This window comes from Gordonia asplenii (assembly GCF_012933505.1).
In the GTDB taxonomy this organism is placed as follows: Bacteria; Actinomycetota; Actinomycetes; order Mycobacteriales; family Mycobacteriaceae; genus Gordonia; species Gordonia asplenii.
Genome location: NZ_JABBNB010000004.1, coordinates 78,994 through 92,092, shown reverse-complemented (window position 1 = coordinate 92,092; position 13,099 = coordinate 78,994). Strand labels below are relative to the sequence as shown.

The following is a 13,099-nucleotide window of genomic DNA, read 5'->3' as shown; positions in this document are numbered from 1 at the left end:
TGTCGCACACGCCGACGCCCGGCACCGCGAGGCGGTACCGGGCGTCGAATATCGTTGTGCCGCTTGGTATTACGGAGTAGCCGGAGCGATCTGGCCGCGAGTGACCACGCGCCACGAGTATGCGGTGAACAGCAGCGCCAGCGGGATGCTGACCAGGCCGCCCACACCGCAGATGAACAGACCGACCGACGCGACGATACCGGCCAGGACATAGGTGATCAGGGTCGTCACGAAGTTGTCCTTGACCAGGTTGAAGCTGGTCTTGATGCCTTCGATGGCGGGCAGGTCACGTTCGACGACGGCCCACGTGGTGTAGAAGGCGAACAGCGCCACGATGATGCCACCGATGAACACGATGCTGCCGATGCCCGCGGCGATGCCCACGATGAGCGTGGCGATGATCACCTGGGTCAGGTTGCGCGGCTTGAAGAACGAGCCCATGTCGACCTGCTCGCCATTGGCGATCTTGAGCACGCTGTTGGTGAACGCCGACGCCGCGACGCCGCTGAGGACGAGAACGATCAGGTATCCGACGACGAAAATCACCCAGAACATCGCGCCGACCGAGGAGGTGGTCGCCGAGTATTCCCCAAACGAGGTGGTGGTGGTCGTCGTGCCGACGGCGAATGCCAACGCGTAGGTGATGCCGAGCACGGCGCCCAGGATGATGAACCACACCAGCGTCGCCACGATCAACGGCACCGCATTCTTGGTGAATTTGTTCCACGCCCAGCTGAACGCCTCACCGACGTTGAAGTCGGCCGGACCGGCCTGCGGGTAACCCGGCTGTCCGCCCTGCGGCTGGTAGCCACCCGGCTGCGACGGCTGATAGCCGCCCTGCTGCGGCGGCTGGTAGCCCCCCGGCGGCTGCTTGGTGAAGTCGGCGGCCGGTTGCTGCTGACCGTAGTTCGGCTGCTGTTGCCCCTGCTGGTCGTAGCCGCCCTGCTGCGGCGGCTGATAACCACCCTGCTGCTGGCCGTACCCGCCCTGTTGCGGCTGGCCGTAGCCGCCTTGCTGCCCGGGTCCGTACCCGCCTTGCTGCGGAGGTTGATAACCGCCCTGCTGGGGAGGTTGCTGCGGTGGCCGGTAGCCGCCCTGCTGCGGTGGCTGGTACCCGCCGGGCTGCCCCTGTTGGGGGTAGTCACCTGGGTTGGGTGGCTGCGTCATCGGACTCCTCATTCATGTCTTGAATCGGTCACTATCGCGCCCAAACTTATCAATAGAACGGACTAATGGGGAGGTTCTGGGTCATCCATTTCGCCGACTGCCCCACACGATTTCAGCAAATGTGCATATCGACGCGAATATGACACGCCCCAGCTATCGTTTACGCCGGCCGGCGGCCTTCACCATCTCCCCGACTTCGACGAATTTGACGCGTGGACGGCCCTGCCGGGCACCTCGCGCACGCTCGGCGCGGTCGATGGATCGCATTCCACGGTAGCCGATGACCTTCGACGTCCGCGCCTTCAGCAGAGCGGCGAACACACTCGACGGTGCTTGCGGCGCAGGCACTTTGCCCGCCACGGCGTCGTCGAGGAATTCCTCGACCGTCGTGATGGCATCGAGTTTGTTGGTGCCGATGCCGCCGCTGGGGCCGCGTTTGGCCCACCCGATCACATATTGGCCCGGTAGCACGGTCCCCGCGTCGTCGAGCAGGCGTCCGCGCTCATTGGGGAAGATCCCATTCGCGGCGTCGAAGGGCAGTCCGTCGATCGGAACCGATCGGTAGCCGATGGATCGGACGACGAGGTCGGCGGCGATGTCGTGCGAGCGTTCGCCGGTGGTGACCGAAATCTGTTGCACCACACCGTCTCCGGTGATCCGAGTGGGCGTGGAGTGGAAGAGGAAGACGATCCGGCGATTGGCGGGGTCGGCGGGTGCGGCCAACTCGACGTCGGCCGACGGATCGTCGCAGACCACTATCTCGACACCCGGAATCGATTGCAGCGCACGGTATTCCGCGTCGGTGTAGGCCGCCTCAGCTTGTCCCCGACGGCCCAGCACGACCACCTCGTGCACGTTCTGGTCGGCGAGGATGCGCAACGCGCGGTCGGCGATGTCGGTGGTGGACAACAACTCCGGCGGCGAGACGAGGATCCGGGCGACGTCGAGCGCGACGTTGCCGGTCCCCACGATCACCGCCCGGCCGGACCCGTCGCGCCGGATCGGGGGTGCCGGCGCACCCGGCACGGCGTTGTACCAGGCGACGAGGTCGGTGGCCGACGTCGAGCCCGGCAGGTCTTCGCCCGCAATGCCGAGTCTGCGTGATTCACTCGCGCCGACGCAGTAGAACACCGCGTCGAAGTGCGCCGCCAACTCCGCCGGGGTGATCTGTCCCGCGGCGACGTCGGGCCCGATCTCGACATTGGTGACCATGGTGACGCGCGGGTCGCGGTACAGGATGTCGAACGCCTTCATGACATTCTTGGTGCTCGGGTGGTCGGGTGCGACGCCCGCGCGCACGAGTCCGCCGGGCGTGGGAAGTTTGTCGATGACGGTGACCCGCGCCTGGGTGCGATCGAGGATCGTCCGCAGCGCATACCCGCCCGACGGCCCGGTCCCGACGACGGCCACCCGCATTCCCTCGCGCAACTTGGGAATCGTCGGATAGACGACGCCGTGCCCACTCGGCCCGCTCGCTGCGCTCCCGGCGCCGTGCCCACTCGGCCCGCTCGCTGCGCTCCCGGCGCCGTAACCACTCGGCCCGCTCGCTACGCTCCCGACGCCGTAGGTATCCGGCATGCTCCCAGCGACGGGACCCCAGCCGGAGCGCACGTCGGCGTTGTCCTTGTAATAGGACGCGTTGATGTCGATGAAGACCTTGTCGCGGGTGCCGAGCCGGTCGGCCGGATAGATGGCGTCGACCGGGCAGGCATCGGCACAGGCGCCGCAGTCGATGCACGCCTGCGGGTCGATGTGCAGGATGTCGGAGGTGCCGAACCCGCGTTCCTCCGGCGTCGGATGAATGCAGTTGACCGGACACACCGCGACGCACGCCGCGTCGCTGCAACACGACTGGGTGATGACGAACATCAGAGCATGTTCACTTTGCGGTAGATCCGGGCTGCCGGCTTGGTGAGCAGGCCGGCCTCGTCGAGGAATTCCATTAGATGCGCACAACCCGCGCGGACCATCGACGCGAAATGCTCGTTGCTCTTGGCTTCTCGCACGGCACGCTCGACGTCGAGGCCGGCGTCGGCATAGGCCTGCGGACGGACCAGGCTGGTGAAGATGAATCCGGCGGCCGCGGCGATGTAGAACGCGCTGCACTGCCGACGAACCGGACCGACCTTCTTCATCGCCTCACGTACTTCTTCCCGCGCGAATTTCATGTGCCGCGACTCTTCGAGGACGTGAATCTCGTTGATTTCCCGGATGAACGGAAGCACGCGCTCATCCCGCATGCAGCCGCGCTGGAAGACGTCGAGAATCTCCTCGGCGACCAGGATGCCGGCATAGGCGACCTCGTCCTTCGAGGTACGCATGAACATCTTGCCCAGCCGGCCGACCTTCTTCGACGGGTGATAGGACTTTCCGACCATCTTGGCCGACGCCTTGGCGAACATGATCGAGTGGCGACACTCGTCGGCGACCTCGGTGAGCGCGAACTGGAATTCCGGATCGTGGTAGTTGCCGAGATACTGATCGCGGATGACCATCTCTTGCAAGATCATCTCGAACCAGATGCCGACGTTCATGATCGACGCGAACTCGTGCCGGGTCAGCGTGACCTGTTGCTCGACCGTCAATTCGGCCCAGTAGTCCGTGCCGTACAGCGTCGACCACTCCGGGCTGCACCCGTACTGTGCCGGATCCATCGGCGCATCCCAGTCGACCTCGGTCATGGCATTGCGCGACAACCGCGCCGCGGACGCGAGCAGTCGTTGCGATACCTCGTTGGCGCCGACGTCGCGGGAACTCACGTCGGGTGCGGTCTCGCCTGCTGCGGAACCTGCGGGAGATACGGTGGCAGTCACTCGAATCGACCTCCTGGTTATGCTGCCCTAAGTTCGGGCTAAGCTATGTGACAACGCTCGATGGTATGACAATGATTGTTGTCACGATAGCATCGAGTTACCGCCAGGTAAACGATTCCGGACAATTGCTCTGACACCCGTTTCAGACGCCCGAACGAAGGACACCACATGCCATCGATCTTCATCTCCGGCGGCGCCGCCGGCATCGGCCTGGCCACCGCGCAGCGTTTCGCCCGCGAAGGCTGGACCGTCGGCGTCTACGACGTCGACCGGAAGGCACTCGACGCCGTGCAGACCGCCAACCCCGAGTTCATCGTCGGCACGCTCGACGTGCGCGACGAGAAGCAATGGGAGCAGGCGCTGGCCGATTTCACGTCGCACACCGGCGGAAAGCTCGACGTCCTCGACAATAACGCGGGCATCCTCGTCGGTGGTGCACTGCACGAGATCTCGCCCGATGCCGTCAAGCGGCAGATCGAGATCGACGTTCTCGGCGTGACCCTGGGCGCCCAGGCGGCCTTTCCTTACCTGCGCGACACCGAGGGCTCACATCTGGTGAACATCTCCTCGGCGTCAGCGATCTACGGCCAGCCCGACATCGCCACCTACAGCGCGTCGAAGTTCTACGTCGCCGGACTCACCGAGGCGCTGGAATTGGAGTGGGAACCCTACGACATCCGCGTCGTCGGGATCTGGCCGCTGTGGGCGAAGACCGCGCTGGCCGAGACCGACGCGAAGTCGACCAAGACGCTCGGTGTGCGGATCACGCCCGAGCAGGTCGCGGATCGCATCTGGACCTCGGTACACCCCGACGCCAGTGACAAGCTGCTGCACCGCACGCACTACTCGGTGGGACTGCAGACGACGCTGCTGAGCAATGCCAGCAAGTTCGTGCCGAATTTCGTGTCACGGCAAGTCAATAAAGTGATCGCGCAGTAGGCGGCTCACCTGCGCAGGGTCTCCGACGGACTCTCGCCGTATTGCGCGCGATAGGCGGCCGCGAATCTCGACAGATGACCGAATCCGTGCGCGAAGGCGACGTCGGCGACGGAGATGCCGTCACCGGGGCTCGCGCTCAACAACTCCTGGTGGGCGCGGCCCAGCCGCACCCTGCGGACGTATTCCATCGGCGTCGTCTGCAGATGTTCGGCGAACGCGGCCTGCAGTGATCGGACGCTCATCCCGGCGGTCCGGGCCATCTGCGCCACGGTCAACGGTGTGGCGTAGTCGGCGTCGATCAGGTCGATGACCCGGCTGATCGAACGAGGGCGCACCGGCCTGGGGGCGCCGGTCAACCGCAGACTGTAGTTGTTTCGCTGCGCGATCAGCAGTTGACCGACGACCAACTCCTCGAGCGGGCGCACGACCAGTTCAGGGGCGCCCGCGTCGATCGCGTTGCGAAGCAGTCCGACCGCCCGAACCCAGTCCCGCCCGGCCCCGGACCCGACGTCGAAGCCGACCTCGAAGTCCACGACCTCGTCCGGCGGTGCGCCCAGATGCGCTTCCAGAGCACGATCGACGACGCTGCGCCGCACCTTCACGGCCAGCTGCACACAGCCGGGGCTCCACAGCATGTGCGACTCCGCGATCGGCGCGAGAATGGCGGCCCGCGTCGGCGAGGTCTCGACCTCGATGGTGCCGTTGCGGGTCACGGTGGTGCCGACGAGCGGCACGTTGATCTCGTAATACGTGCTCAGCAGGCCGGGATGGACCACTACCTCGGCGCCATGGCTGAGTTCGGCGACCGTCAGTTCGTCGCTGTGCCGAGCACGCAACCGCACGTCGAGATCGTCGGCGGCGCCGACGACGTCGAGCCGGTGCGGACTGAAGACGGCGGAGATCTGTTCCACCGCATCGTCGCGGTCGGTGGACGCGATCGTGATGTGCGTCCACCGCGACGTCGACGACGATCCGTCGGTCATGGCCTATCACCCGGTCCGTGGATCACAGCAGGCCACGCAGGAATGCGTCGACGAGCATGTTGAAGCGATCGGTGTGTTCGATCTGCACCCAGTGTCCGCACTCCGCGAACACATGCAACTGCGAGCGCGGAATCAAATCGAGCAGGCGCCTGCTGTTCGCCAACGGAATCACCTGATCGTCGCGGCCGTGGACGATGAGAGTCTCGTTCGGCAACGCGGCGATGGCCGACTCGGCGACGGCCATCTCTGTCACTTTCGCCTGTCGGGGCGCCGGAAACATCGCCGCGTACGACTCCTGCACGCCCGAGCGCGTCGAGGCTCGATAACGCAATTCGGCGAGTTCATCGGTGGCATAGCGCGGATCGTAGGCGAATACGTCGAGCAGCCGTCGCATGTTCGGCACCGACGGCTCGTAACCCCACACCGCCTCCAGTCCGGGTGTGATCGGAAACAGCACACCGACACTGCCCATCAGCACCAGCCGATCGACGCGCTCGGGACAGGTGGTGGCCAGCCGCAATGCGAGCGCCCCGCCGAAACTGTTGCCGACGACGCTGACCCGCTCCAGTGCGAGTGCGTCGAGGAATCCGACCAGATGCGCCAGCCACGCGTCGGCGTCGTACCGCGCGCCGTCGGGACGCTCGGTGTAGCCGAACCCGGCGATGTCGGGAGCTATCACCCGATGCCGCTTGGCCAGTTCGGGGATGGTCAGACGCCAGTTCGCCCACGCCGACACTCCGGGCCCAGATCCGTGGATCAGCAGGACCGGTGCGCCCGTGCCTTCGTCGTGGTAATTGGTCATCAGGCCGTTCACGTCGATCGTCTTTCCGATCTCGGGCGAGACGGTGGTAGTCATTGTTACTCCTCGGTGGTCCGGGCATTCGATTCCGCGCGTGCGGACGGTGCGCCGCTGTTCGCAGTTCTGAATGTGGCACGCACCGGATCGGGTGATCAATGCCATCTGTCGGATCGGTCACAATTGCTTGCGCACAACGGCTGATGTCCGCGCGTAGCGGATCGAACCGGGGGATGCGGGCTCCTACAGTCATCGCTACGACGTCGCCGAACCGCGGCACGTCGACACCGAAACGAAGGTGTGACGATGACGAAAATCCTTGTGCAACAAGGTGATCACCCTGACGAGGCGACGTCGGTGCGGATCCTGCCCGACGACGTGACACTCGCCGTACTGCCCGGCGAATCGATCGTCGAGGCGGTGCGCCGCAACGGCCTGCGAACGCGCTACCTCTGCCGGCGCGGCGGGTGCGGAGCATGCAAGGCCGACCTCGTCGACGGCGCCGTCGCCTACACCTGCGCGATTGCCGGCACGGTGCTGTCCGACGCCGAGGTCACCGACGGCAAATGTCTGCCGTGCCGCGCACGTCCGGTGGGCGAGGCGACGATCCGGCTATCCGAAAAGGACTGCCTGCGCGCGGTTTTCGGTTCCATTCCCACCACCGGCGCACACGCCGGGGACAACGGAGAGAAGAAATGAGCGTAATCAGACTGGGCTATGTGCACGTGCGGGTGACCGACCTGGCCGCATCCGCCGATCACTACCGCGACACCCTCGGCATGGACACCGTCGCCGACGAGGACGGCCGACTGTATCTGAAGTCGTGGGACGAGCACGACCACCACTCGGTCGTCCTGGAAGAGGGCGGCGTCGGGCTGGTGAAACTCGGATACAAGGTCGCCGAGTCCGCCGACCTCGACGAGTACGAGACCAAAGCCTCGGCATTCGGCGCCCGGGTGGAGCGAATGAGCAAGGGCGACAACATCGGTGTCGGCGACGGGCTGCGCATCACCCTGCCCTCCGAACACACCTTGGAGCTCTATCACGACGTCGAGTACCTCGGAAACTCGACCGGCAACTGGAACCCCGATCCGTGGCCGCGCGAAGGACTGCGCGGAATCGGCGTTCCCCGGCTCGACCACACGCTGATCACCACCGAGGATCCTGTTCTCCTGGAACGCTTCTTCGCCGAGGTGCTCGGTTTCCGGGCCGCCGAACACCTCGTCGGCGGCCCCGACAACGACGAACTCGTGGGCTCGTGGATGTTCTGCGGCGAGCAGCCGCACGACATCGCGTTCGTCAAGGGCGAGCAGGGCAAACTCCACCACTTCGCCTACCACGTCGACGACTGGAGTTCCCTGTTGCGGGCCGGCGACATCTTCTCGATGCACGACGTCCCGATCGACTTCGGTCCAGCCCGCCACGGCATCACGCGCGGCGAGACGATCTACTTCTTCGATCCGGCGGGCAACCGCAACGAAGTGTTCGCCGGTGGCTACCGCACCGGACCGGATTTCCGCACCGTCACCTGGACGATGGACAGCGCCGCGCGCGGCATCAACTACACGCATCGGGAACTCGACCCCGACTTCCTCAACGTCGTCACCTAGCCTCATGCGAGGAATCACCATGAGTACCAACAGATCTCATCAAACCTCGACCGAATCGGGCACTCCCCCGGCGCTCGACGTCACGCAACTGCGCCGCGCCTTCGGCGAGTTCTCGACCGGAGTCACCGTCGTCACCTACCGCGACGACGACGGCAACCCCCGCGGCGCGACCATGAACTCGTTCACCTCGGTGTCGATGGATCCGCCGCTCGCGCTGATCTCGGTCGCCCGCTCGGCCCGGGCGTGCGCCGGCCTGCAGTCCCGACCGTTCACCGTCAACATCCTCTCCGCCAACCAGCTCGACATCGCACTCGCCTTCGCGGGCAAGCCGATCGACGGTCTGTCGGTGCCCTGGCACGACACGGCGTCGGCGCCGCCGCGCATCCTCGGTTCGACGGCCTGGCTGCACTGCGATCCCTGGCAGACCTACGACGGCGGCGATCACGTCCTCATCGTCGGGCAGATCCGTCGTTACGACGCCCGCCGGCTGGATCCGCTGACATTCCACCGCGGCGAGTTCCGCCGGCCCGGCCTCAAACTTCTGCAATTGCCGCGCACCGTCGCATTCGACGGCAGACCGGCGGCCGAATGGGTCGACCGAGTGCATCGGCTGCACGCCATCGCCGACGCCGGTATCACCGACGACCCCCTCGACATCTGACCTACACCAGCCCATCAACCACTAGGAGAAACCGATGAAAGTCACCTATTTCCAACAGGTTCCGTATCGGGAGCTGCCGGACGACTTCGAACAGAAGCATGAATCCGTCATCACGACACCGTATTTCGACGTCACCACCCCGAACAGAGTGGCCGGCGCGTTTCGGTCCGCACTCGACGAACTGATGTTCGCCGCGCGCCGCGGGTTCGACGGGCTGACCGTCACCGAGCACGGGCAGAGTTCCTACGACATGGTGCCCAATCCGGACATCATCGAGGCCGTGCTCGCCTACGCCACCGAAATCGAGGGCATCGACACCGCCATCTATCCGGTCGGCCGCTCGCTGGGCAAGTCCCGCGAACCGCTGCGGGTCGCCGAGGAACTGGCGATGATCGACTGCATCTCGAACGGCCGGCTGGTCAGCGGCTTCCCGGTGGGTCTCGCCTACGACGCGAACATCAACAACAGCGTGCCGCCCGCCCAGACCCGCCAGCGGTTCGACGAGAGCCTCGAGCTGGTGCTCAAGGCGTGGAGCGCCAGAGAACCGTTCGCCTGGAACGGTCGAACGGCGCAGCACGCCGCGGTCAACATCTGGCCCAAGCCGATCCAGCAGGATCCCCTTCCGCCGGTGTGGATCACCGGCATCGGCAACCCGCGGACGATGGAGTTCACCCTGGATCGGGAGTTCGGATTCAACTACTTCGGCTGGTTCGGCCTCAAGGTGGCCGGTCGCCGCATCTTCGACCGGTTCTGGGAGACCGCCGACCGTCTGGGCAAGGATGCCAACCCGTACCGGATGGGCTTCATGCAGACGATCTGCGTCGCCGACACCGACGCGAAAGCCGAGGCGCTGTTCGCCGAGCACGCCGAGTACTTCTTCCAGAAGGGCATCGGCTCGATCCCGATGGAGCGCCTCGCGCTGCCGGGAGGCATCGATATCCGCGGCGTCGAGGCGATCATGCGCGATCCCGGCGACTTCGGCATCTACTCCAAGATGAAGACCGCCTCGTTCAGCGAGCTGATGGAGGCCGGCTCGATCGTCTGCGGATCGCCGGACACGGTCGCCGAGACACTGCTGTCGCATGCGCGCGAATACCGGATCGGCAATCTGCACGCCATGCTGCAATTCGGCTCGATGCCGCACGACCTCGCCGAAGAGAACATCGACCTCTTCTCAACCGCCGTCCTGCCTCGGCTGCAGGCGCTGTGGTCCGACGAGGGCTATGAGCACCACTGGTGGCCGCAACGGCTCGGCGGGATACCACTTTCATCGGCCGATCTGCAGAGCACGGCCACTCTGACGGGAGCACGAGCATGACCACCTCGATCATCGGCGAGCGCGTCGTCGACGTATGGAACGAGAGCCTGCGGCTCCGGTTCAAAGTCGTGGGATCCGGGCCCGCCCTCGTGTACCTGCATCCGTCGGCGGGATTGGCCTGGGACGGATTCCTGGAGGATCTCGCGCAGCGTTACACCGTCTACGCGCCCGAGTTTCCCGGGACGTCGCCGTCGGACCCCTATGCGATTCATCGGGTCGACGACCTGTGGCAGGTCGTGTTGATGTACGAGGAAGCGTTGCGCAAACTCGAGCTCGATCGTCCGATACTGGTCGGCCAATCGTTCGGCGGGATGCTCGCGGCCGAACTCGCGGCGTCGTTTCCCCGTCAGTTCAGCAAGGTCGTGCTCCTCGATCCGGTCGGATTGTGGCGCGACGACCATCCGGTGGCGAACTGGATCACCGCGGCGCCGGATCGACTGCCCGAACTGCTGTTCGCCGACCCAGCCGGCCGGGCCGCCGCGGCGATGCTGGCACTCCCCGACGATCCCGACGAGGCCGTCGCCGCGGGCGCCGGGATGGTGTGGGCCTTGGGGTGCACCGGCAAATTCGTCTGGCCGATCCCGGACAAGGGGCTACGGGGTCGCCTGCATCGCATCAGCGCGCCCACGCTGATCGTCTGGGGCGAGCAGGACCGACTGGTGTCGGTGGCCTACGCCGACGACTTCGCCGCCGGGATCGGCGACAGTCGCGTGGCAGTCATCCCCGGCGCCGGACACATTCCGCAGGTGGAGCAGACCGAGGCGACCAGCGCCGCGGTCGCGGGCTTCTTGGCCGACTGACGTCGTCGCATCCGACGAGATTCGTCCGATAGTCCGGTCGCCGAGGGCAACCTGCCCTCGGCGACCTCGTATTCGGACGAACTTCGCAACCGGCCGCCGGCGTCGAGAAGGCTACTTCTCCAAGCGCCGCAACAACTTTCGCAGCGCCGCCAAGTCGTCGACGTCGAACTCCCGCAGTGCGGCGGGCGCCGGGTCGGGTACCGCGTGCGCCTTGGCGATCACCTCGCGCCCGACGTCGGTGATAGACACCAGTTTTCGACGCCGATCGGCTGCGTCGACGTCGCGGATCACCATGCCGCGCGCCTCCAACTCGTTGATCGCCACCGTCGTGGCCGGTTGGTCCATCGCACTGGCGTGCGCGAGATCCTTCAGCGTCGTCGGGCCGCTACGCGCAAGTCGTTTGAGCACGCGAATCCGGCTGAATGCCACGCCGGTGTGCTCGGCGACTGCCCGTCGCCAGCCATCGCGGTCGTCGAATGCGATGTGCACCAACAGGTTCCACACTTCCTCCGGGGTGGGTGTCGGGTCAGGCATCGGCCGGCTCCTTAGCGTCGTCGAATAGTTCGGCGACCTGTCGCCGGGTCCGTTCGGCTACCGCACCGGTAGCCGCGAAGCCCAGCACGACGATGATCGCGGCCAGCGCCGTGACCGTCCACCACAGGCCCGCGCCGGCCAATTGTCCGCACAGCGCGACGCCGATGGTGATGCCCACCTGGCGACTCGTCGTCGCCACCGCGGCGGCCGCGCCCGCCTGATCCACCGGCATGCCGCTGACCGCGGAGTTGGTGATGGGGGCGTTCAGCAAACCGAAGCCCACTCCGAAGACCGCGAAGATCCCGGCCAGAGCGGTCAGCGACGTCGTCGGCGTGACGGTAGTCAGCAGTACCGCGGCGATGGTCATCAGCGCTCCGCCGCCCGCGAGTGACGGACGGGCCCCGAAGTTCCCGACCAACCGTCCCGACAGCGGCGAACAGACCAACACCGCCAGTGCCATCGGCAGGAACATCGCGCCGGTCTGCACCGGCGAGAGCGCGCGCGTGTCCTGCAGGTAGATCGACATGGTGAACAGGAACGCACCGAAACCGGCGAACGCACAGACCGCGGTGATCGTCGCAGCGGAGAACGGCACACTCCGGAAGAAGCGCAGATTGAGGAACGGCGAGGCGTGGCGACGCTCGTGAACCACGAACGCGACGCCGGCCACCCCGCTGACGATCAACAGCAGCGGCATCTTCTCGATCAGCGCGAACACGAGCGTGAAGAGTGCGATCGCCGCGAGCAACTGCCCGAGCGGGTCGAATCGACGCGCCTTCGACGCCTTGGACTCGGGAACCACGAGGACGGTGCCGAGCAGTGCGACGGCGATGATGGGCAGGTTGATCCAGAACACCGACTGCCAACCGAGCGAATGGATCAGCAGTCCGCCGATCATCGGGCCGATGGCCGTCGACACACCGACGACGGCGCCCCACACACCGATCGCGCGGGCGCGTTCGACGCGGTCGGTGAAGGTTGCGGTGATGATGGACATCGCCACCGGGTTGAGCATCGAGCCACCGACCGCCTGCAGGAATCGTGCGGCGATGAGGACGCCGATCGTCGGGGCCAGGCTGCACATCAGCGAGCCGACCGCGAAGGTGATCAGGCCGATGCGGAAGACGCGGCGTCGACCGAACCGGTCGGCCGCCGCCCCCGACACCATCAGCAACGTCGCCAGGGTGAGCGTGTAGACGTCGACCACCCATTGCAGGCTGGACACCGAGGCGCCGAGGTCGACGCGGATGTCGGGCAGCGCGACGTTGACGATGGTGATATCCATCGAGGAGATCAGCAGGCTCAAGCTGCAGGTGACCAGCACCAGCGTCTTGCGCCGAGAGCTGAGCTCGGAAATGATTGTGGCCATACAAGGATTGTAGAAACACAACTAATGATTCGGCAAGTGGTCTCCTCGACTCGACTCATCGTCGACTCGGCCCATCAACGACGAAACCCCCGCCTCCTACTGGGAGGCG

13 protein-coding genes are annotated in these 13,099 nt (G+C 65.8%); 6 read left to right on the top strand and 7 right to left on the bottom strand.

Translation table 11 applies throughout. The features are described 5' to 3' along the window. Positions 1–69: 69 nt before the first annotated feature. The 3 genes from HH308_RS04915 to HH308_RS04905 form a co-directional block, all read right to left on the bottom strand. Positions 70–1,167, bottom strand: coding sequence for a proline-rich domain-containing protein (locus HH308_RS04915; RefSeq protein ID WP_170193069.1), 1,098 nt, complete (start codon positions 1,165–1,167; stop codon positions 70–72). 153 nt (positions 1,168–1,320) lie between these two features. Further along, a complete protein-coding gene (locus tag HH308_RS04910) occupies positions 1,321–3,036 on the bottom strand; it encodes an FAD-dependent oxidoreductase (RefSeq protein WP_170193068.1) in 1,716 nt (571 codons plus the stop codon). Further along, a complete protein-coding gene (locus HH308_RS04905) occupies positions 3,036–3,980 on the bottom strand; it encodes an AurF N-oxygenase family protein (protein ID WP_170193067.1) in 945 nt (314 codons plus the stop codon). The genes HH308_RS04910 and HH308_RS04905 overlap by 1 nt, the downstream gene beginning before the upstream one ends. A 168-nt stretch (positions 3,981–4,148) precedes the next feature. Here HH308_RS04905 and HH308_RS04900 point away from each other — a divergent pair, with 168 nt between their 5' ends. Then, the gene (locus tag HH308_RS04900; RefSeq protein WP_170193066.1) at positions 4,149–4,919 is read left to right on the top strand and encodes an SDR family oxidoreductase; all 771 of its coding nucleotides are present in this window, start codon (positions 4,149–4,151) and stop codon (positions 4,917–4,919) included. A 5-nt stretch (positions 4,920–4,924) separates the two neighbouring features. Here HH308_RS04900 and HH308_RS04895 read toward each other — a convergent pair whose 3' ends face one another. Continuing rightward, the gene (locus tag HH308_RS04895; protein ID WP_170193065.1) at positions 4,925–5,902 is read right to left on the bottom strand and encodes an AraC family transcriptional regulator; all 978 of its coding nucleotides are present in this window, start codon (positions 5,900–5,902) and stop codon (positions 4,925–4,927) included. Between the two features lie 22 nt (positions 5,903–5,924). Further along, positions 5,925–6,758, bottom strand: a complete 834-nt coding sequence (locus HH308_RS04890) for an alpha/beta fold hydrolase (protein WP_170193064.1) — start codon at positions 6,756–6,758, stop codon at positions 5,925–5,927. Positions 6,759–7,004: 246 nt separating this feature from the next. On the opposite strand from HH308_RS04890, the gene HH308_RS04885 reads away from it, so the two are divergent. Genes HH308_RS04885 through HH308_RS04865 form a run of 5 tightly spaced genes read left to right on the top strand, consistent with a single transcriptional unit; the run spans position 7,005 to position 11,087 of the window. Beyond that, positions 7,005–7,397 carry a 2Fe-2S iron-sulfur cluster-binding protein gene (locus HH308_RS04885; protein ID WP_170193063.1) on the top strand — a complete coding sequence of 131 codons (393 nt, stop codon included), beginning with the start codon at positions 7,005–7,007 and terminating at the stop codon, positions 7,395–7,397. After that, a complete protein-coding gene (locus tag HH308_RS04880; RefSeq protein WP_170193062.1) occupies positions 7,394–8,308 on the top strand; it encodes a catechol 2,3-dioxygenase in 915 nt (304 codons plus the stop codon). Before HH308_RS04885 ends, HH308_RS04880 begins: the two co-directional genes overlap by 4 nt. Before the next feature lie 19 nt (positions 8,309–8,327). Beyond that, the gene (locus tag HH308_RS04875) at positions 8,328–8,969 is read left to right on the top strand and encodes a flavin reductase family protein (RefSeq protein ID WP_170193061.1); all 642 of its coding nucleotides are present in this window, start codon (positions 8,328–8,330) and stop codon (positions 8,967–8,969) included. 34 nt (positions 8,970–9,003) lie between these two features. Next, the gene (locus HH308_RS04870; RefSeq protein ID WP_170193060.1) at positions 9,004–10,287 is read left to right on the top strand and encodes an LLM class flavin-dependent oxidoreductase; all 1,284 of its coding nucleotides are present in this window, start codon (positions 9,004–9,006) and stop codon (positions 10,285–10,287) included. After that, a complete protein-coding gene (locus HH308_RS04865) occupies positions 10,284–11,087 on the top strand; it encodes an alpha/beta fold hydrolase (protein ID WP_170193059.1) in 804 nt (267 codons plus the stop codon). Before HH308_RS04870 ends, HH308_RS04865 begins: the two co-directional genes overlap by 4 nt. 111 nt (positions 11,088–11,198) lie before the next feature. Here HH308_RS04865 and HH308_RS04860 read toward each other — a convergent pair whose 3' ends face one another. Beyond that, on the bottom strand, positions 11,199–11,621 hold the full coding sequence (locus tag HH308_RS04860; RefSeq protein WP_170193058.1) for a MarR family winged helix-turn-helix transcriptional regulator: 423 nt from the start codon (positions 11,619–11,621) through the stop codon (positions 11,199–11,201). After that, positions 11,614–12,990: an MFS transporter gene (locus HH308_RS04855; protein WP_170193057.1), complete on the bottom strand. Its 1,377-nt coding sequence runs from the start codon at positions 12,988–12,990 to the stop codon at positions 11,614–11,616. Before HH308_RS04855 ends, HH308_RS04860 begins: the two co-directional genes overlap by 8 nt. Positions 12,991–13,099 lie beyond the last annotated feature (109 nt).